This is a genomic window from Nitrincola tibetensis (assembly GCF_003284585.1).
Taxonomy (GTDB): Bacteria; Pseudomonadota; Gammaproteobacteria; order Pseudomonadales; family Balneatricaceae; genus Nitrincola; species Nitrincola tibetensis.
This window is the reverse complement of the sequence record NZ_QKRX01000019.1, coordinates 15,772-37,137: the sequence shown is the minus strand read 5'-3', so window position 1 is coordinate 37,137 and position 21,366 is coordinate 15,772. Positions and strand designations below refer to the sequence as shown.

17 protein-coding genes are annotated in these 21,366 nt (G+C 44.4%); 10 read left to right on the top strand and 7 right to left on the bottom strand.

Features of this window, described 5'->3' with window-relative positions; translation table 11 throughout:
- Positions 1-117 precede the first annotated feature (117 nt).
- Positions 118-1,041, bottom strand: a complete 924-nt coding sequence (locus DN062_RS17070; protein ID WP_112160528.1) for an Rpn family recombination-promoting nuclease/putative transposase — start codon at positions 1,039-1,041, stop codon at positions 118-120.
- Between the two features lie 504 nt (positions 1,042-1,545).
- On the opposite strand from DN062_RS17070, the gene umuD reads away from it, so the two are divergent.
- From umuD to DN062_RS17035, 7 genes are all read left to right on the top strand, one after another.
- Positions 1,546-2,046 carry a translesion error-prone DNA polymerase V autoproteolytic subunit gene (umuD, locus tag DN062_RS17065; RefSeq protein ID WP_112160509.1) on the top strand — a complete coding sequence of 167 codons (501 nt, stop codon included), beginning with the start codon at positions 1,546-1,548 and terminating at the stop codon, positions 2,044-2,046.
- A 6-nt stretch (positions 2,047-2,052) separates the two neighbouring features.
- Positions 2,053-3,330 carry a translesion error-prone DNA polymerase V subunit UmuC gene (gene umuC, locus DN062_RS17060; RefSeq protein WP_112160508.1) on the top strand — a complete coding sequence of 426 codons (1,278 nt, stop codon included), beginning with the start codon at positions 2,053-2,055 and terminating at the stop codon, positions 3,328-3,330.
- 174 nt (positions 3,331-3,504) lie between these two features.
- Entirely contained in the window at positions 3,505-4,833 is a 1,329-nt protein-coding gene (gene ugpB, locus DN062_RS17055) for a sn-glycerol-3-phosphate ABC transporter substrate-binding protein UgpB (protein ID WP_112160507.1), read from the top strand.
- A 69-nt stretch (positions 4,834-4,902) separates the two neighbouring features.
- On the top strand, positions 4,903-5,787 hold the full coding sequence (gene ugpA / locus DN062_RS17050; RefSeq protein ID WP_112160506.1) for a sn-glycerol-3-phosphate ABC transporter permease UgpA: 885 nt from the start codon (positions 4,903-4,905) through the stop codon (positions 5,785-5,787).
- An 8-nt stretch (positions 5,788-5,795) separates the two neighbouring features.
- Positions 5,796-6,644: a sn-glycerol-3-phosphate ABC transporter permease UgpE gene (gene ugpE, locus DN062_RS17045; protein WP_112160505.1), complete on the top strand. Its 849-nt coding sequence runs from the start codon at positions 5,796-5,798 to the stop codon at positions 6,642-6,644.
- A gap of 3 nt (positions 6,645-6,647) precedes the next feature.
- Positions 6,648-7,703: a sn-glycerol-3-phosphate ABC transporter ATP-binding protein UgpC gene (gene ugpC, locus DN062_RS17040; protein ID WP_112160504.1), complete on the top strand. Its 1,056-nt coding sequence runs from the start codon at positions 6,648-6,650 to the stop codon at positions 7,701-7,703.
- Between the two features lie 12 nt (positions 7,704-7,715).
- Entirely contained in the window at positions 7,716-8,453 is a 738-nt protein-coding gene (locus DN062_RS17035; RefSeq protein WP_112160503.1) for a glycerophosphodiester phosphodiesterase family protein, read from the top strand.
- A gap of 6 nt (positions 8,454-8,459) precedes the next feature.
- On the opposite strand, the gene DN062_RS17030 is transcribed toward DN062_RS17035, so the two are convergent.
- The 3 genes from DN062_RS17030 to DN062_RS17020 are packed head-to-tail and all read right to left on the bottom strand — an operon-like array spanning position 8,460 to position 13,659.
- Entirely contained in the window at positions 8,460-10,421 is a 1,962-nt protein-coding gene (locus tag DN062_RS17030; protein WP_112160502.1) for a sensor histidine kinase, read from the bottom strand.
- Between the two features lie 9 nt (positions 10,422-10,430).
- Positions 10,431-11,408, bottom strand: coding sequence for an ABC transporter substrate-binding protein (locus DN062_RS17025; RefSeq protein ID WP_112160501.1), 978 nt, complete (start codon positions 11,406-11,408; stop codon positions 10,431-10,433).
- 28 nt (positions 11,409-11,436) lie between these two features.
- The gene (locus DN062_RS17020; RefSeq protein WP_112160500.1) at positions 11,437-13,659 is read right to left on the bottom strand and encodes a GGDEF/EAL domain-containing response regulator; all 2,223 of its coding nucleotides are present in this window, start codon (positions 13,657-13,659) and stop codon (positions 11,437-11,439) included.
- 227 nt (positions 13,660-13,886) lie between these two features.
- On the opposite strand from DN062_RS17020, the gene DN062_RS17015 reads away from it, so the two are divergent.
- Positions 13,887-14,297 (top strand): DUF3429 domain-containing protein, encoded by a 411-nt coding sequence (locus DN062_RS17015; RefSeq protein ID WP_112160499.1) that lies wholly within the window; start codon positions 13,887-13,889, stop codon positions 14,295-14,297.
- Positions 14,298-14,315: 18 nt separating this feature from the next.
- Here DN062_RS17015 and DN062_RS17010 read toward each other — a convergent pair whose 3' ends face one another.
- Complete coding sequence (locus DN062_RS17010) at positions 14,316-16,643, bottom strand: diguanylate cyclase (protein ID WP_112160498.1); 2,328 nt, start codon at positions 16,641-16,643, stop codon at positions 14,316-14,318.
- A 239-nt stretch (positions 16,644-16,882) separates the two neighbouring features.
- On the opposite strand from DN062_RS17010, the gene DN062_RS17005 reads away from it, so the two are divergent.
- A complete protein-coding gene (locus DN062_RS17005) occupies positions 16,883-17,797 on the top strand; it encodes a tetratricopeptide repeat protein (RefSeq protein WP_112160497.1) in 915 nt (304 codons plus the stop codon).
- Positions 17,794-20,163: an EAL domain-containing protein gene (locus tag DN062_RS17000; RefSeq protein WP_112160496.1), complete on the top strand. Its 2,370-nt coding sequence runs from the start codon at positions 17,794-17,796 to the stop codon at positions 20,161-20,163. The genes DN062_RS17005 and DN062_RS17000 overlap by 4 nt, the downstream gene beginning before the upstream one ends.
- A gap of 7 nt (positions 20,164-20,170) precedes the next feature.
- Here DN062_RS17000 and DN062_RS16995 read toward each other — a convergent pair whose 3' ends face one another.
- Together DN062_RS16995 and DN062_RS16990 are read right to left on the bottom strand one after the other, a co-directional pair.
- A complete protein-coding gene (locus tag DN062_RS16995) occupies positions 20,171-20,398 on the bottom strand; it encodes a DUF2798 domain-containing protein (protein WP_112160495.1) in 228 nt (75 codons plus the stop codon).
- Between the two features lie 108 nt (positions 20,399-20,506).
- Positions 20,507-21,358, bottom strand: coding sequence for a universal stress protein (locus tag DN062_RS16990; protein ID WP_112160494.1), 852 nt, complete (start codon positions 21,356-21,358; stop codon positions 20,507-20,509).
- Between the last annotated feature and the right edge of the window lie 8 nt (positions 21,359-21,366).

Here is a 21,366-nt window from a genome sequence, read left to right as displayed (position 1 = left end):
CAAATAAGTAAGCAATAATAGACTTAAATGTCGTATAGAGGTATTTACGGCAACTCTCTGAGAGAGGTGGGCAGAGTACTTAAACCAAACAACCCGACTTCTCACTCAAGCAAAAACTCAGTGGTTAGCCTTAAGCCTCAGCTGTTCAACTTGGTCGACACACAAACCCGACGCTTGCGCAATCTGTGCATCCGTAAAAACATTCATTGATATTAAGTTTAGAGCCGTTTCACGCATTTGGACTTGGCGACCTTTTTCAACGCCTTGTGCAATGCCTTTTTCAATTCCCTGCTCTATACCTTTTTGAATGCCCTGCTCAAAACCACCCTCTCTCGCTTCTTTCAACAAGGTCGCCTCATCATGCATCGCTCGCTGACGCACAAATGCCAACCGACGCTCTTCTTCATCTGCACTAATCATCTTTAATCGCTCCATTGCCTTTCTCACTGGCTCATAAGGTATATCCACCATCTGAACCAGACTCTGCCAATGCTCCAGAAACTCAATCCAAAACCTCAAAGACCCCGAGCTCAACTCTAATCGATCCGCCTTTTTCAGTTCGATCAAATTGACCTGCAATTCGTTCCCTATGCGCACATCCGGCTGCTTTTCATCCCGCATTTCAAAACGCCAAACGGCCTGTTGTTGCTGAGTCTCATTGTCTATAAATAAATCAAAATCCAGAAGATGTATTCCAACCGCGGCTTGCAGCTTGGCATAATCCATCCCCGCATCCAACTGCTCACTCAACATCCGCGCCAAATAATACGCACTGCGCTTACCCCACGCATTGTAACGGCGTACCTGCATCTCAATATTATAGCGGTTATTCTCAGCATCCTGCGCCAGCACATCGAGAATGATGTATTTGCCTGTCAACTCAGCAGGATTAATGCTTGGATTTAACACCTCTACCGATGTAATACTCGGCAAATCTGGCCGCACATCATTAATCAAATGCACCAACAAATCCGGCGCTTCAGCAAAAATGCGTTTAAACACATAGTCATTACGGGGGTCTAACAAATCGAATTTTTGCATGATGATCATCCTGATCCTTAAGTTATTTATCCTTTAAAGCTGCAAACCCAACTCACTCAGTTTGAACTCCTAACCTTAACGATTTTAAAAACCTTAGTACACCACAACACTCCGAAAGGCACTCTACCCATCACTTTCAGAGAGTGCATGCCGCATGGATGCAGCATTCAAGCCTACACGGACGTATTTACGGCGGCTCTCTGAGAGAGGTGGGCAGAGTACCTATCACGCGCACCCTACCAATAACGATTATTCTACCCATAGCGAATACTTTCCCCATAAAAAACGACCTACCAATCCACCTGCTCAAAGAACAACCACCCCCACCAAACCCACGCCCCACATATGGCCTAAGCACAAGTACACCTCAAACCCACACACTTATTCACAGCTACTGTGCATAACTATCGCCCGCTCAACGCCTCTATCAACCGTAAAAACCCCCTTGTCAACCCTCACACAATCCGCGATACTGTATATATAAACAGTAAAAGAGGAAGGGAAATGAACGCTACCACCCTAAACCCATGCCAAGAACAACAAACCAGCCAGCTGAAAATACCGCTATTCCTAGAACGCGTATCAGCCGGATTTCCCTCTCCAGCACACGGCTACGTAGAACACACGCTCGACCTAAACCAACTCTGTATACAACACCCTAGCGCCACTTTTTTTGTTCGCGTTCAAGGTGACTCTATGATCGACGCAGGCATTTACCCCATGGACATCCTCATCGTTGACTGCTCACTCGAAGTCAAACACAAAGACATCGTCGTCGCGTCATTAGATGGTGAAATGACTGTCAAACAATTCGAACAATATCCGAAGCCTAAACTCGTTCCCTGCAACCCCGCTTATTCCCCTATTGAAATCAACGAATCACATCAATTTGAGATTTTTGGCATCGTGACCAACATCATTCGCAAAATCACTCGATCCAGTGCCACGGCCTCACACAAACAACAAACCCTCAAAACGCATCCCCCTTCACTCACTGATGAATAAAGCCAGATGTCTAAAAAACCTATCTTTGCTCTCGTTGACTGCAACAATTTTTTTGCCAGCTGTGAAACACTCTTTCGACCCGACCTAAAAGATAAACCCTTAATCGTTCTCTCCAATAATGACGGCTGTGTAGTCGCACGCTCACAAGAAGCAAAGCAGCTTGGCATTAAAATGGGCGTACCCTTTTATCAAATTAAAGACCTCGTCAACCGCTACCAAGTCGCTACTTTTTCTAGCAACTACGCGCTCTATGCCGACCTATCTTCGCGTGTCATGTCGACCTTGGAAACCCTGGCCCCAACTGTTGAAGTGTATTCGATTGACGAAGCCTTCCTTGATCTAACAGGCATTGACAATCTCACATCTCTCTTCGACTTTGGCTTAACACTGAGACACACTCTCAAACAGTGGACAAAAATCATCGTCTGTGTAGGCATCGCCCCAACAAAAACGCTGGCTAAGCTTGCCAATCATGCCGCCAAGCACTACTCAAAAACACAAGGCGTCGTCGATCTCACGGCCCGAGAAAGACAACGCAAGCTCATGGCCTTAGTGCCCGTCGGTGAGGTATGGGGAATTGGCCGAAAACTGACTCAACGTATGGAAAGCGAAGGTATTCTTACAGCGTTGGATCTCGCAAACGCAAACACTCACTATATTCGAAAACACTATTCAGTGGTTGTGGAACGCATCGTTCGAGAACTAAATGGCGAGTCTTGCTTGCCTTTAGAAAGTATTACGCCAACTAAGCAACAAATTGTTTTCAGCCGCTCATTTAGCCAGCGTATTCATGAACTCTCTGTAATGAGAGAAGCAATTTCAGACTACACAGCACGTGCCGCTGAAAAACTACGTAAAGAACAGCGTTATGCCAAAATGATCACCGTGTTTATGCGCACCAACCCTTTCAATCCATTGCAACCTCGCTACGCCCCATCACGCAGTCTTGAAATGACTATTCCCACCGATGATACCCGTGAGCTAATCAAAGCTTCACATAATTTATTACAGCAGATATGGCAAGACGGCCACCGCTTCATGAAAGCAGGCGTAATGCTCTCGGACTTCTATGAACCCGGCGTCTATCAACCCAGTTTATTCGACCCAGCAACCCCACATGCCAACTCCCAAACCCTAATGAAACTGCTCGATCAAGTTAACCACAGCTCAGCAGGACGCTTGTATATTGCAAGCCAAGGAATGCGTAAAGATTGGTCAATGAAGCGCCAAAAACTATCCCCCAGCTATACCACACGCTGGGAAGACATTCCTTGGGTGGTCTAATCGCCCGAAACCCTCTCCGTTTATTGAATGCACTGCCATCACAAAACCATCACATAAATGTAATGATCCTTTAATAATCAATCACTAATGTCTGCTGACTTTAAATCACTTTAAAAAACTGGGCCCAATCATAACAAGATCCCCCAGATAACCAGTGCAAGTCAGGAGAGAAACATGCGTTCAATCAAAACCTTTGCGCTCAGCACCCTAGTGCTCAGTGTGTCTTTGGCCGCGGGTACCGCTCAGGCAAAAACGTCAGTCAACTGGTGGCATGCCATGGGCGGTGAACTTGGCGAAAAACTTGAAGATGTTGCTAAAAGCTTTAATGCCAGCCAAGATGAGTTCGAAGTGATTCCAAGTTTTCGTGGCACTTACACTGAAACCATGACAGGCGCTATTGCGGCTTTCCGTGCCCGCCAACATCCACATATCGTTCAGGTGTTCGAAGTGGGCACAGGCACTATGATGGCGGCAGACGGCGCAATTTATCCGATTTACCAGTTGATGGCCGATCACGATAAAACGTTTGATAAAGACGCCTACCTTCCAAGCGTCGTGGGTTACTACACAGACCCAAATGGTAACATGCTCTCTTTCCCGTTCAACTCTTCCACCCCCATCATGTATTACAACAAAGACGCCTTTGCCAAAGCCGGGTTGGATAGTGATAACCCACCCAGCACTTGGGCCGAGATGGTCAGCGCGTCAGAAAAACTGCGTGAGACAGGTGCAAGTAACTGCGGATTCACGACCTCTTGGCCAAGCTGGGTCATGCTGGAAAACTTCAGTGCCTGGCACAATTTACCTTTAGGCACTCAGGCAAATGGTTTTGAAGGGTTTAATACAGAATTTACCTTCAATAATCCAGAGGTCGCCCGTCACTGGGATAATTTGAAAACATGGCAAGACGCGGGTGTATTCAAATGGGGTGGCCCGGGTCCTGGGCCTGATGCAGCACCTTTATTCTACTCAGGTGAATGTGCCATGTTCTTTGGCTCATCAGCCAGTCGCTCAGGTGTACTCGCTAATGCCAAGTTTGATGTCGGTTTTGGTTTTCAACCTTACTACGATGACGTAGAGGGTGCCCCCCAAAACAGTATCATAGGTGGTGCAACCCTATGGGTTTTACGTGGCCATGCTGAGCAAGACTATGCTGCCGTTGCGGCCTTCTTTGAATACCTCTCACAAGCAGAGATTCAAGCGGATTGGCACCAAAGCACGGGTTACCTCCCCATCACTCAGGCTTCTTATGATCTAACTCAGTCACAGGGCTATTATGACGCCAATCCTGGCGCTGATACCTCGATTAAACAAATGACATTAAACCCACCGACTGAAAACTCGAAGGGGTTACGTTTCGGTAACTTTGTGCAAATCCGCGACATCATCTCTGAAGAAATGGAAGCCGTAATGACTGGACAAAAATCAGGTCAAGCAGCGGCCGATTCTGCAGTACGACGTGGCAATGCCTTACTGCGTGAGTTTGAAGCGGCTAACCGTTAATCGAACGCCTCTCATTCAACCCCCGTTGCATCGCACGGGGGTCTTTTTTAGCTCCAGGATCACTCAACGATGCAAACGAAACGCATGACGTTTAATCACCGCTATCTGCCGTATTTACTCTTGGCACCCCAGGTGATTGTAACGCTCATTTTCTTTGTCTGGCCTGCTTCTCAGGCTCTCTATCAGTCATTACTTCGTCAAGACGTGTTTGGCTTTAAAACAGAATTTGTCTGGTTTGATAACTTTACTCGCCTGTTTGCCGATGATCAGTATCTGCAAGCCCTCAAAGTTACGCTTACGTTTTCGCTGGGCACCACGCTCTTGTCCATGAGCGTTGCTCTGCTTTTTGCCGTATTAGTGAATAAGCTTATCCGCAGCCGTGATGTTTACACGACCTTTCTGGTTTGGCCTTATGCAGTGGCACCTGCGATTGCAGGCATACTCTGGTGGTTTATTTTTAACCCCACACTTGGCATCTTACCCTATGCACTGGACATGCTTGGCTATCAGTGGAATCACCGTGCCAATGGCAATCACGCAATGCTATTGGTGATTATTGCCGCCGCTTGGAAGCAAATTTCGTACAATTTTTTATTCTTTTTAGCAGGCTTACAGTCTATTCCACAATCGTTAATTGAAGCGGCCGCCATTGATGGCGCAAAACCCTTCAAACGTTTTTGGACGATCGTGTTTCCCCTTCTGTCTCCTGTCACCTTCTTTTTATTGGTCGTCAATGTGGTGTATGCAATGTTCGATACCTTTGGTGTTATCCATGCAACAACCGAAGGTGGGCCTGCTCAAGCAACCAATATTCTTGTTTATAAGGTGTTTAGAGACGGGTTTATTGGCATGAATTTAGGTTCATCAGCAGCTCAGTCCGTCATTTTAATGGCCATCGTCGTGCTGTTAACCGTGATTCAATTTCGTTACATCGAACGTAAAGTTAATTACTAGGCATCCTTATGGTTGAAAACAATTCTTGGTCACGCTTCGTGACACATTGCATCCTTATCCTAGGGGTTGCACTGGTGGTGTTTCCTGTTTACTTAGCGGTGATCGCATCGACACATGAAGCGGGCACTTTTTTAAGTGGCACCCTCCCCTTATTGCCAGGCTCTCAAGGACTTGAAAACTACAAACAAGTCTTATTTGAAGGCCGTTCACGTGCAGGAACGCCTCCTCTTCATACGATGCTCTGGAACAGTTTCGTAATGGCCATGACCATCACGATTGGCAAACTGCTGGTATCCTTGTTGTCTGCATTTGCAATTGTGTATTTTCGTTTTCCATTTCGCATGTTCTTTTTTTGGGTCATTTTCTTAACCCTTATGCTACCTGTCGAAGTCAGAATCGTACCGACGTTTCAGGTGGTTGCGGATCTAGGCATGCTCAATAGTTTTGCAGGCTTATCCATCCCGCTCATTGCATCGGCTACGGCCACCTTCTTGTTCCGGCAGTTTTTCATGACGATTCCAGAAGAGATGTTAGAGGCTGCACGCGTTGATGGCGCAGGTCCTATGAAGTTTTTTAAAGATATTTTGCTACCCCTATCGATCACCAATATCGCTGCATTGTTTGTCATCATGTTTATTTACGGCTGGAACCAGTACCTCTGGCCACTTTTGATCACCACCGATCCTGAGTACTACACCATCGTGATGGGCATACAACGCATGGTGACAGGTGCCGATGCAGAACCCTTGTGGCATCTCGTCATGGCGACGGTGGTTTTAGCCGCCCTCCCACCCATTTTAGTGATTTTATTTATGCAGCGTCTTTTTGTGAAAGGCCTGACGGAAACAGAGAAGTAAACCATGGCATCTATTCAAATAAACCGCTTAGGAAAAATATACACAGGCGATGTGAGAGCCGTATCAGAGATTGATTTAACAATCAAAGACGGTGAATTTATTGTACTCGTTGGCCCCTCAGGCTGTGGAAAATCCACTTTATTACGAATGATTGCAGGCCTAGAAAGCATCTCAGAGGGTGATTTATTTATTGGCGAACGACGCGTCAATGATCTCGAGCCTTCAGAACGTGATATTGCGATGGTGTTCCAAAATTATGCGCTGTATCCACACATGACTGTCTACAACAATCTAGGCTATGGCCTTAAGAACCGTGGATTTTCTAAAGATGAAATTAAAACACGAGTAGATGCGATTGCTAAAATGCTAGAAATTACGCCCTTCTTGGAGCGTAAGCCCAAAGCCTTATCGGGCGGACAAAGGCAACGTGTTGCCATGGGGCGAGCCTTGGTTCGTGAACCGAAGGTGTTTTTATTGGATGAACCTCTATCAAACTTGGACGCTAAGCTTCGAGTGCAGATGCGTTTAGAAATTAAACAACTGCAGAAACGTCTGAAAACAACCTCACTTTATGTGACCCATGATCAGCTCGAAGCCATGACCTTAGCCGACCGTTTAGTGGTACTAAATCAAGGCCGCATTGAGCAGGTCGGCAGTCCTATGGATGTGTATAACCGTCCGGAAACCCTGTTTGTCGCGCAGTTTATTGGTTCACCCAGCATGAACCTTATCCCTTTTACTGAATTTCAACAGAGCGATAACCAACAGCTCTTGAGTCACTTACCTGCAACAACCGATATTCTGGGAATACGTCCAGATCAACTGCTACTGTCTAAGCCTAAGGAAGATGCTCTGCGTTTGGACTGTCAAGTCTGCTTGTTTGAGCCTGCTGGGGCAGAAAGTCATTTATACGTCAAAACACCCTTGGGTCAGGATTTGACACTACGTGTCGACATCGATCCTCAGGTGCGTGAAAATACCACTCTAAGCGTGTATATTCCGCTCAATAAGGTCCATCCATTCAACCAATCCAGCCAACGGCGCACAGATATTCAATAACAGGGGATACAGATGATTGCTTGCCCATTAATCGCGCATCGCGGCTGTGCTGCACTCGCGCCTGAAAATACCCTAGCTGCCATGACCCTAACCCACGCCTTGGGTATGGCTTGGGTCGAAATAGATGTTACCCTGCTGGGCGATGGCACAGCTGTGATTTTTCACGATAACACTCTGGATCGCCTCACTCGCCAAACGGGGTTCCTTGCCGATCTTACTCAGCAAGACCTTAGCAACATAGACATTGGCAGTCATTTTTCTAGCGACTATATGCAAGAACGTATGCCCACGCTGGCACAGATGTTAATGCATTTGAGCGAATTAGGGCTTGGCTTGAATTTAGAAATAAAATCCTACCCGAACTATAGTGCTAACGAGGTTGTACGTGCGGTTATCCCTGAGTTACTGGCCCATTGGCACGACTTTGATCGACTGATCATTTCAAGCTTTGATACAGAAATTTTAAAGGCAGTTCGTAATGAGCAACCTGAATGGCAACTTGGACAACTCTGGGAAGGCTTACCAGAGGACTGGCTCCAAATAGTAAATGAAATCAATGCTGTTAGCGTGCATTTGTATCATGCCCCACTCACCAAAGAACAAGCACAATCGATCAAAGCGCAGGGTTTAGATCTCTATGTGTATACCGTGAATCAGGGAGATTTAGCAAAACCTCTGTACGACATGGGAGTAGACGGTCTTTTTACCGACAACCCACACCGGATTGACACGGTCAAGATCAATATATAATCAGCCTTACCTTATTAATGGAATGTCTAAGCGAAACTGGGTGCCTTTGCCCAGTTCGCTGCTGACCTCAATACGTCCCCCCAATATCCCTTTCACCAAATTAAACACAATACTCAGTCCAAGACCCGATCCTCCTTGGCCTAAACGTGTTGTAAAAAAAGGATCAAAAATACGTCCCAAGTTGTCTGGTTGAATCCCCTTGCCATTATCTTCTAGCATCAGCAATAAACGATCGCCCTCTTGCTTGGCTTGAATCTGTATTGCTCCAGACTCTCCCTCTGAAAAAGCGTGTAAGATGGCATTGTTGATAAGGTTTAGTAAAATCTGCCCTAACGGGCCTGGGTAGCTATCCAAGCGAATAGAGTCGGGTATGGATGCAGAAACTTTTACTCTTGAATGACGCAAAGTTGGCGCCATCGTCAAAACAATCTCTTCGACGACTTCACTCAATAAAAATGAACGTCGCTGATAGCTGGTTTGATCCACGGCAACTTGTTTAAAGCTGGAAATAAGTCGAGCACTTTGATTCAAGTTTAAGCATAAAATTTCACTGCCTTTTTTGACAAGATCCGTATAGCTTTGCAGTTCCGACTTCCGTAATCCTTGCTGAAGGGATTGCTCAAACTCCTGAGTTTTCTCCTTCAATGTACTGGACATCATTAAGGCATTACCAATTGGAGTATTGAGTTCATGGGCAATACCCGCCACCATAGCGCCTAAGCCTGCAAGCTTTTCTGATTGAACTAGCGACTCCTGCGTAGATTGTAAATGATCCAAGGTTTCTTGCAGGATTTGTGTCCGTTCTAGAACACGTTGCTCTAACTCTGAATTAAGAGTGCGCAGTGAATCTTCAGCCTGAACACGGAAAGACACTTCGGCCTCTAAATCCTTTGTCTTAGAACGTAATTCAAATATTAAATCACGTAACTGTCGTGTCATTTCGTTAAAATACTGAGCCAATATAGACAACTCATTACGACCCGATACTTCAATTTGTCGATCTAAATCACCACTCGTTACAGATCTCACACCCGACATTAGTTGATCAAGTGGCTGAGTGATTCTTCGACTAAATCGAATACCTAGAGTCACGGCCACTAAAAATGCCAATAACACTCCGCCTAACATCCACCCTGCTTTTTCCCTAGCCTCCGAGAAAGCATGACGAAAGCTCTGCTCTGAATAGACTAAGTAGTGTCTATTTCCTAAGGACAAACTTGCTTGACCAATGATGGCACGATATCCACTAACACCTCGACTAACATATTCATCTTCTTCAAGATGAAAGCGCTGCTGAGCTAAAACCACTGAGGGATCATTATGAGCAACCACTCGATGATCATCGGATACTAGAAACACTGAAAACTGAGACTCTCTAGCTTCTCTAGCCATTATCTCCCATATGGCCTTAAAGCGCAGAGAAACAACAATAATGTTAGCCAACTGCCCAGTCACGACATCTTTTACTGGCAAGGCTATCAGAATACTGGGTTCACCCGTTGTGCTGTTATAAATAATCTCGCCGAAGTAGCTTTGTTGAGTTCGAATAACATCGTTTAATGCTAAGTCAATTAATTCTGAATCTTTAAGCCCTTGGTTTTGAGCATACACGCGATGAGTATGAAATAAGTACGCTTTATCAGATGAATACAAGGCGATAAAGTCATGTGCTTTCTTCCAATGAAAAAACTCAAATAAAATATTAGATTGGATCGATAACGACTGGCGGTCAAAATTACTGGTAACGACTAAGAGTTCAAGATGCCGGATACTGCGCATTAACAAACCACGGACTTCTTGACTCACTCGCTGAGCAACCTGCTGCTGGGTAACCAATACCAACTGACGTTGCGAATTATAAATATGATAAGCGGAAACACTACCTACAATCATTAGCGCGATCAGCGTGACCAATAAAAACGACAATGCCATTTCTTGCTTGAGTCGTTTGCGCAATCGAGCAACCATGGTCACTCCTTATCTTAAAATGATGTCTGATAGTTTTAAAAATCTTGGATCTACTTTAAAACCATATGCATGCGCATTAGCAAGATTAAATGTAAGATAACTTTCAGCCGACTCTACAGAAATCACGCTTGGATCGACTCCCTGCAACACCCTATCTGCCAGTAGACTTGCTTGATATCCCTGTTTATACCAATCGACAGAATAACTCATCAAGTTATAATTAGCCGACACATTATAACCAGCAACAAAAATTCCCTGAGCTAAAGCCGCTTCCTGCAATAAAGACATCGATCCTAAACTGGGTGTTGGAGTGATTAATAAGGCACTATTTCGAGGCAAACTATGCAAGTGACCAAGCGCTTCGCGCTCACTTTTTACGGCAAGAGAGCGAAACACGACGGGATAAAAAAATTGTTGTGTAAATGCTATGTCCTCAATAATCGATACCGAAACATTATCATCAGGATGATAAAAGGTATAAAAATAATGTGTATTTGGAGCTAGCGTTAACAACCACTCAACGGCTTTTTCTGCATTGTTACCATTATGCACTCCCGTTACATTGCCTCCTGGAATATCCAACCTACTAACAATATCAACACCTATTGGGTTAATTAAAGGAGCAAAAATTACAGGTGTTGGTCGGGGCTGATCTTTAGTCAAATTTTTAGCAAAAAGAGTTGGCAATGTACCGATTGTCAATAACAGGTCAATTCGTTCATGATCAACAAATCGTTTCACTTCAGCTTCAACTGCTTGTTGATGAGGCTCAATTGCACCAGAATACACCCACTCTATTTGATCATCTTGATAACCAAGATCAGACATGCCTTGTTTAAAGCCTGCAAATGTGGGTTCTAGCATAGGTAAGTAATTAACAACACCAATTTTAATTACTTTTGTATTTTCAGGCTTAAGGATGGCAATAATGACAATGCCAACAAAAAAAACGATTCCCGCAAAACAAAACCTCGCGATCGCATTCATCGTATGCAGCCTCTAGGTACCCTTTAAATTACTTTGCGTCCGCCATCAACCAATCGACAAACGTTTTTGCATCCATAGGCTTGGCAATAAAGTACCCTTGCCCCTCATCACAGCCCATCTTAATTAACTCATTTAACTGAGACTCTGTTTCAATACCTTCTGCAATAACGCTCAATTGAAAGTCTTTAGCAAGATGAATAATGACACGCGCAAGATTGCCATCTGTGGCAACAGGAGACACATCCGCCACAAAAGCACGATCAATTTTTAAGCGATCTATTCGCAATTTATTCAATACACTTAATGACGAATAGCCCGTTCCAAAGTCATCCATTGCCACTTTAATCCCTAGCGCTCGGATAGCAGACAAGGTTTGATTGATGGAAATTGGATCCTCTATGGCAATGGACTCGGTTAACTCAATCTCGAGTTGCTGAGCGGGCACACACGCTTCGTTTATCACCTTAGTCAGAACATCAACAAAGTCGGGTTCGCGAAACTGTGCATATGAAACGTTAACCGCCATTCTGAAATCAGAGTAGCCTAAATCAATCAACTGCTTCAGTTGAGCACAGGCTGTTCTTAACACCCAAGCTCCGATTGGAATAATCGTACCAGACTGCTCAGCCAAAGGAATAAAGCGATCTGGCGGAATAAACTCGCCATGTTGGTTACGCCAGCGAAGAAGTGCTTCCGCTCCAATCACACGTCGAGTTCGTAAATCAATTTGTGGCTGATAGTAAAGAAATAAGCGTTCTGATGAAAAAGCTTCGCGCAAGCCCGTTAGCAGTTCGATACGATCTTTTGCGGCTTGACGCAAGCTGGCTTTAAAGTATTGAACTTTGCCTCGACTAAAAAGCTTTGCTTGCTTCAACGCAATGTTAGCATCTTTTAATAACTCGGTTCCTGACGTCGCCATACCCTCTTGCTCTAAAGACACCACACCACAGGTGACTGAAATCCTTAAAGACTCATTATTAACAATAAAAGGGTCTTGAAATAACCGAATAATTTCATTGTACTTAACAGACTCAGCAGGACCAACTAACGCAAAACAATCTCCAGCCACACGCCCTAAGATGACGTCGCTGGATATGAAATGACTGAGCCTTGAACAGACGGCTTTAAGCACATCATCTCCAAAGTGCTGATCGAGCGTGGAGTTAACGGATGAAAAATCATCGATATCGACTAATATCAGAACACAATTTTTGAAAAGATCTTGTTGTTCAGTAATGGCGCGTTCAAAGCGATAGCGATTGGCAATTCCTAACAGAGGATCAACAAATGCTAAGGTCTCGATTCGCGCATTCAAACCAAGGTTATCGATTCCTACCGAAACACTGGCACAAAATGCATTCAATAAGTGCTCGTCTACTGGGGTTAAGGCGCGATTCGATTCTATACATGCCGCCATCTCTCGGTCATTCTCTAAACCAAAATAAAGGGCGGTATAACGCCCTATTATATTTGTTCGTTGGCTTAATGCTTGCCGTAATGCTGACTTCATACACAGATTGGGAAGAGAATCTAATGGCTGATTAATCAGTTGCGCAAAATTACCCGCTGCAGCAATAATGATTGGTTCGTCAACGCCCGACACTGTGTTTTGCACACAGACGAGTCCTTCTTCAGGTATAGACAATATGGAGCATATCTGAAGAACTGCACCTTCAGCATAAGCACTCAAACCACGAATTCGGCTTAAATCATTAATAGCCTTAACAATTTTTTCAAGACCTAAACGATTAATCTCAATTTGACGCAACTGAGCATAGGAACGAATCGCGACAGATAAGGCTGTGTAAAGACCTCCACGTGTCAACTCGGATTTTGTTTTATAATCATTAATGTCTAATCGACGAATGGTATCGACTTCTGGGGCATAGCCGGGTTGTCCTGTCCTTAAAATAATCCTAGGAAAGGTTAGGTTTAGATCCTCTCGAATCCTCGATACTAACTTAAGGCCTGCATCATGACTTTCCATCACGACGTCAAGCAAAATCACCGCAACCTCAACCTGGCTAGTGACTAAATAGTCAAACGCTTCTTTACCGGAGAAACAACTGTGAAATGCAAGTTTACGACCTTCGATTGAGAGGTCGGCGAGCGCCATTTGTGTGGTTAAGTGTACATCCTGGTCATCGTCAACAATCAAAACATTCCAGATGTCGTCCTGTTGACCTGAGCATGCCTCCTCGGCAAGAAATGTTATTTCATCGTCAAAGGAAACCAGCTCATCATCTGTCATTTGAGCCTTCCATACAAAATGAAATCGATTAATCTAGTTTCAATCTAGCTAATGTAAGATCAATTGGCAAGAACCTTTTAAGCCTGTCATTGGACAACGAAATATCTAGGCGTAAGAAGGGCAGAACGTCACTTGCATGTACCTTTCGAAGCTTGGTTCAAAGGAAGTAATCTGACTTACTTCAAACATCGTAGAAGCGCAAAACCTGATGAGTTACGGATGCCGATATGCTACTGATAAAAACGCTGGGTTACTCAGGCTTACTGCCCTTTATCTATCTCACCTATGCACTTATTACAGGCAACTCTCAGCAACTAGATGAGACATCTTTACTGTTTTCCATCTACAGTTGTTTAATCCTTGGCTTCATGTCTGGCGTCATATGGCCAGTATTGTATCAACAACCCTCTCGAAACCGACTCGCACTTTGGGCTGTTAGCTTTCCGGTTTTTAGTTTTCTAAGCTTTATTTGGCTATCTGATTACATACTGCTCATTCAGACAGGGCTTTTCATACTGCTGAGAATTGTTGAAGTTGCAGAAGGGATTGATGAAGCCTATCCAACGGGTTATGCATCCTTGCGATGGCAATTAACGAGCATAGTATCGGTTTGTCATCTATGCGTTTTTTTCTTTTGAAATAAACCTTAAAATTCTTTACTCCACTCGATTGCGCCCTTTTTCTTTTGCGAGGTAGAGTTTTTTATCGGCAGACGTAATTAAAGCATCCACATTCAGCACTAGGTTTGCAGAGGCCACTCCAGCACTGACAGTGACCCGTTCATTCTCAATCAACACTTGCTCACTCAATAAATGCCGTATTTTTTCAGCTACTTGTATGGCCTGCTCTGTATTGGTCAACGGACAGACCAACAGAAACTCCTCACCACCCCAGCGACCAAACACATCGGTGGAACGAACATTGTCTTTGACGATTTTTGAAAACCTCTGCAATATCTCATCGCCCTTTTGATGCCCGTACTCATCATTAATGTATTTAAAACGATCCAAATCAAACAATACAATCGCTAAAGACTGCCGCTTTTGTTTTGCTTCTTTGAAGAGCTCCATCAGTATATGGTCTAAATGATGGCGGTTGTAAGTACCGGTTAACTTATCGGTTACAGAGACTTGGGCAAGCAGTTGATTCTTTGAGCGTAACTGCAACAGGAAATAGACGAGAACCATGGCAACAAAAACAGCGGCGATCATAAAAGGCAATATGTTTTTCCAGGGCACATGCTCAACGACCTCAAACTTGATCCAACGGTGATAAATGTCGCTCTGCTCTTCAGAAGACATAGAAGCTAAGGCTTTATCTATCGCTGTTTGCAGTAGCGGCCAATCATTACGAACCCCTATCGACAAATCAAAAACATAGGGTGTTTGGCCCGATACTTTTAAATTTGCCAAACCTTCACGATGGATTAAATAACTGACAACACTCAAGTTATCCACAAATGCGTCCACTTCCCCAACGGATAATGCACGTAATCCATCAACTGTACTTGGGTAACGCTTTAAGCTGAGTTCTGGAAAGTATCGAGATAGCAACTCATCTGGCGCATAATCAGCAACCACGCCAATGGACTGACCTTGAAGTTGACGAATATTAGCCACATACTGGACATCATTGCGTGTCACGATGACCATTTGCGAACGCACATAAGGACTGGAAAAAGAAGCATACTGAAGACGATCAGGCGTTTGAGCGGCGGCCGCTATTAGATCTATTTCTTTAGTACTTAAATGCTCTAACACATTCAACCAAGTATCTTCTCGAACAAACTCAAATCGAATGCCGAGCAGCTCCTCTAAACGTGCTAAATAGTCAGCGGCAATCCCTTGATACTGTCCATTTTCATTCAGCATTTCAAAAGGTGGATATCCAACCGCTTCGACACCCACCCTTATCGTATTTAAAGAGGCGAGAAATGCTTTTTCACTTTCGGTTAAAAGTACGCCATTCGTATTCGACGAAAAAACTAAATGTTTGCCACCAATATCATTGGTTTCCAATAAGTTAAGCGTATCTAAAAGATCGACGATATAGTCAATACGGCCTTGATCAAACTCTCCTAATTCGGTGGTATAACGAGAGATTAAAGCCTCCATGCCCAGCGCCTCGATCATCAAGGTCTCTTTAGATTTACCGAGGGTGTTGTAATGCTCAAAGATAAAGTCGACCATTTCTTCTTTATGATCCAACGCATAGTGCCAACCACGGATCACGGCGCGTCGAATTGCGGCCACTCGTTCGGGATGCTGTTCTGCTTCTTGCTGATGGGTAAAAAGTATATCGCCATACAAGCTTACGCCGTAATCCCGAGGATAAATGAGATTTACGTCATAGCCTCTTTCTTTAAATACATGAGGATCATTGGTGACATAGACGACGATTGCATCCACATCATTATTGATCAACGCATCGACTCGTTCATCCCAAGATTTACGGATTAGATTTGCACCCCGAATTCCCTGCTTGGCTAACAAGGCTAAGATATCTATCCCATCGGAATCATTATCGTAAAAAGAGATACGACGTGAAATTAGATCTTGCGGACTCCTAATCTCCGAATGCGCCATGGTCATAATAGCATTGGCTGAATACTGCATAATGGCGGCGACAAGTACGACGGGCTGCTTATTGGCTGCTTGCAGGATTACGACAGAGTCGGCAACACCATAATGGGCCTCTTGCTTAATAACTTGGTCAATAATATTGATGCTAGGGTCACGCTCATTCAAACGTACGTTAAGCCCTTCTTCTGCGAAATAGCCTTGATTGAGCGCAGCGTAATAGCCCGCAAATTGGAATTGGTGTTTCCATTTTAATTGGATGATGATTTCTTCTTCGACATCGATAGATGATTGCTCGTGCGCTAAGACGGAGTTGACGGTTAAAAGTGCGAATATTAAAACAAGCAAACCAACACCGATCTGTTGTGCACTCCTTTTAGCGCTAGACTTAAGACTACAAGTCATTTCATACGGATTCCTAACCGATTAAGCTGAACAAGGCAAACTCATCACAACAAAGCACAAGACGCTTGATCTTATGCGTTGAGAGTCGTGATGTCGAGTGTATTTATCTTAGTCAACAATTTGTCATCTTAGGCAGCAGCTGTAAGAATTGTGATTTAGTGTCTCGCTGAAGTATGGTACGTTATGTATCTTAGAAGCTATAGCCACAGCCTGTTATTCATATAGATTGAATCTACGACATGACTCAGCCACCCTTTTTTTCTTTTCACCTAACGTCAGTCTGTCGCATGATGGCCTTTATCTGCGTTTTTATGATGCTTGTGGGCTGCGAAACCGCTCAACGTCAAACACTTCTTAAGCAGACAGGTGGACTTATTAAGCGTTCAGGAGAAGCCATCCAAGACTTAAGCCAGACATCCGTCCAATCATCACAGCGCAACCACTCACAAAATCGCGAAATTAATCAATTGTTCGCACAACCATACATTGATCCGTTAACGCAGTATCTTGAACGAAACCGCCATCGCAAAGAGTTAAATTCAGAACTAAACAGCGTTCGAGCTGAACGAGACCGTCGGTGTGCGGCCATTGCTGAGCGATTTAACAACCAAACCCTCACACCAGCGAACTTAAATCGCTACCGAGCCGGGTATTTGTATTCCTGCCCGAACGATGTAAACGCCTATGCGCAGCGCTTAGCCGCATCCATACCGCAGGACGCCACTCAAAAAGCAAGCGCGCAGAACATGGATGCGACTCAAGCCACCAACACTCTGAGTTCACCTTCTCGCACAGACAGTCCACCCTCAAACACGGATGCGCTAAAAGAATGCTATCTGCTCGTGAGTATCCGAAACTATCATGAAGCCTTAACAATGTGCCAACCCCTTGCTGAACAGAACGATGTTGCTGCGCAAACACAGATGGCAAGGGTGCATTACGCGCTCGAAAACTATGATCAAACGCTACATTGGGCCAACAGAGCAGCGCCACGTTCAGCTGAGGCCGCCTACCTTTTAGGGCAATTGCACCAGAAAGGGCACGGAACGCACACTGACCTGCGTCAAGCATCACTCTGGTATCAACGTGCATCCAGTATGGGACACACAAAAGCACAGCAGGCGCTCAACGCTCTGGAAGAAAAACCCGAATGAGTAGTGGTTCGGCACGCACCCTATCGAAACTCAATGAGATACTGAATGATAATATTCGCCAGTCTATTCTTTGGCTAATCGTTCTTTTGGTCACCCTGCTTTTTGGGGGCATGTGGACCCTGTCGAATTTAAATCTAAACTACTCACAACGTGTTATTGTCGATCTCAGAAACGAACAAATTAGTGAAGTGTATCGAACCGGGCTGGGACGCATTGAGTACGAGCAAAAATCTCTAGAAGAGTTTACAACGGCCGTGAGTCAGTTAGGAGAAACCTTTTACAGTTTACGCTACGAAACCAACAATCTGTTTACCGATGAACTGCAACTTCAAAATGAGCTGGAAATCGCGCTACGCGATACCCTCATCAATTTTGATGGTGCTGCAGGCATTGGCCTATGGTATGAACCTAACATCCTCAGCGGAAATCAACGCCACTACAATCCCGCGTTTGTTTTTGATGGCAACGAAATAACAAAAGTGAACACTCAAGATGCGTCCTACGAAATGCGCGACTGGTTTACCCAAGCGATCCCAGCCAACTGGCGATGGGAAAGAGGTCGTATTAAGGATATCTATTGGACGCCCGTTTATTTTGACGCACGGAAAAGCCGAGCACAAATAACCCTAATCACCCCTATGATTAATGCCCGCGGGCAATTCATAGGATTTGCAACAACGGACTGGACAGCGGACCGAATCATTGACCTTGTCAGTTACATTGAAGTGACACAGGACAGTTTTGCCTTCTTACTGGACAGCAACAATCGTAACCTTTCAAGTTTAAGCCTGAGTGATGATACACGACATGCTCAAAACCTCATTAATTCAATTTTGGAATTACAACTGACTCAGCGTTCACATTACTTCGAAGCATTTAACCGTGAAACCTCACCGCTGATCTCTCGAATCAATGTGGATCAGCGGTCTTATTCCCTTTTGCACTCAAGCACACTTTCGGGCATGGTATTTGGTATTGGTGTTCCTCAGGAAGAAATTGATTCGGTTCTTATTCCAGTCAAACACATCAATCAAACAATTCTGCTTACCACTGCAGTTATTTTGATCTTGCTGTCCGTCTATTTAATTCGACGAATTATTCGCCTTTTAGCAGACCTAAGGACGGCCTATACAGACAGCCTGACCGGTCTTGCTAATCGCCTACGTCTAACACAGCATTTACATCAACACCCAAACTCAGGATTAATCTTAATCAACCTAGACAGATTCAGTGAAATTAATTCGCTGTTCGGTGATCAATGTGGTGATAGTGTTTTAATTGCCTTTGCCAAAGGGTTAAATGAGTTTCAGCAAGAGTTGCCGAAAGCCTTGCAAACAGAGTTGTTCAGTGTATACGGCGATGAGTTTGCGTTAGTCGGTCATTTTTCCAATGAGCAAGCAATACACGAAACCCTCTCAGCCCTCTTTTTACGCTTGAAGGCATTTAATGTCCTTTGGCATGAGCAATTATTAAGCATCGACTTTACGTGTGGTGCCGTTTTACCCTCTAGCACATCGTCAAATTCACTTGCATCTAATAAACAAACGACCCAAGCCGCCATAGCACTTCACGAAGCACGCCAACAATCACTTCATTATTGTGTCTACGATCACTCACAATCCAAAGACGCCCTCTACGCAGAGAATCAATTTCGTGCACGTCAACTGCGAGAGGCACTGAATGACGATCGAATTTTTCCTTACTTTCAACCCATATACGACAACCATCAACACTGCATTTCTAAATACGAGTGCCTCATTCGTATGCAAAATGAACACAACGAACTGGTTTCACCCGGTGTCTTTTTAGATATCGCGCACCGCTTACGACTGGATCGTCAACTGACCTTAATTATGATTGAAAAATGCTTTCAGCACTTTTCAACACTCCCTTATGAGTTTTCAATCAACCTTTCCTATTCAGACTTGGTTGATCCAAATATTACTGCGAAAATCATGGACGCATTGCAGTCGTCCAATATTGGCCATCGTGTTATTTTTGAAATTCTTGAATCCGACGGGATCAAAAACTATGCAGAGGTCATTCATTTTATTCAGAAGGTTAAAGCCTATGGCTGCCGTATTGCGATTGATGACTTTGGCACAGGCTATTCTAATTTTGAACACTTACTCAGGTTAAATGTGGATATTATCAAGATAGATGCTAGCCTCATTAAGTCCATTCATGAAGATCAGAATGCCCGTATTTTAACGCAAGGAATTGTCACCTTCGCAAAACAACTCAACCTGCAAACAGTGGCTGAGTTTGTCCATTGCGAAGCGGTACAGGATCAAATTGCCGCACTAGGCGTCGATTTTTCTCAAGGCGCCTATTTTGGAATGCCAAGCCCTAGCACCTTGCCTTAAACTCGCTTCAATCCTGAGTGCAAATCTTTGCTGCCAACTGTTGCATCCGTTTACCGAACGTAAATATCAGTAAAAATGCAAGCGGCCAAGCAACAACAAACGCCTTAGCCCAACGCAATATAAAGCCTGAATCAACGCCAGTATTAATGAATGTAATCAGTGCCGTCATGATAAACACCATGAGGATCGACATCAAAAAAGTGCCAACGAGATGAGTATAGCGTTTTGGTAACATCAACCTTCTCCCATTAAAAAATAGAAAGAGGCTTCAATAGAAGCCTCTCACAGACAAATAACGTTAGTGCTCGCTATTATGTATTAGAATAATCTAATTTAATATCCATTAACGCAGTAAAAGTAATGGTACTTGAGCACTGCGCAGCAGCTTAGTGGTAGTACTGCCCACTAAAAACTGCCGAATACGTGAATGTCCGTAGGCGCCCATCACCAATAGATCGGCTTCTACGTCCTTCAGTGTTTGATGTATAACACTATCCACCTCGCCCGCGCGTATATCCGTCTCTACTAAAAACCCAGCCTTTTCCAAGGTCTGCTTTGCTTCGCTTAACTGCTCGAGTTGAGTCTCAGTTTTAGCACCGACCATCAGCACAAAGCAAGGAATGCCTTTTAGCAAAGGGCTGGCAGCCACGCGCTCCAACACCTTTTTTGCAGTGGGGCTGGCATCATACGCGATCATAAAGCGTGACGGGGCTTTAAAATCACTGACACTAATTAGGATAGGTCGCTGTACGGTACGAATCACACTTTCTAGGTGAGAACCTATATGTGAGGTCTCGTGTGCATGGCTGCCCTCTCGTCCCATCACCAATAAACGGGTTGATGCCTCAAGGTCGAGTAGATTTTCAATTAAGTCGCCATGGCGCTGCAACGTTTCTAGAGAAGGAATCGCCGTGACATCCACGCGCTTTTTGGCTTCTTCTAACAACAAGCGTCCTTGTTCACGTAGAATTTTAGAGCGTTGTTCATCTAGGCTGGACAACTCTTCGAGCAAATGTTCACGGGCGCCTAAGCCAATACTGCCCGATAAATTGGCTTTAACAGGTGCTTCGTTTTTTTCCAGAACATGCAAAAGCGTCAAAGGTGCCTGCATTTGCACAGAAGCCCAATTTGCATAATCGCACACGGTCTCAGCCGTATGGTTAAAGGTATCGATACACGCAATAACTTGACTCATTGTCTGAT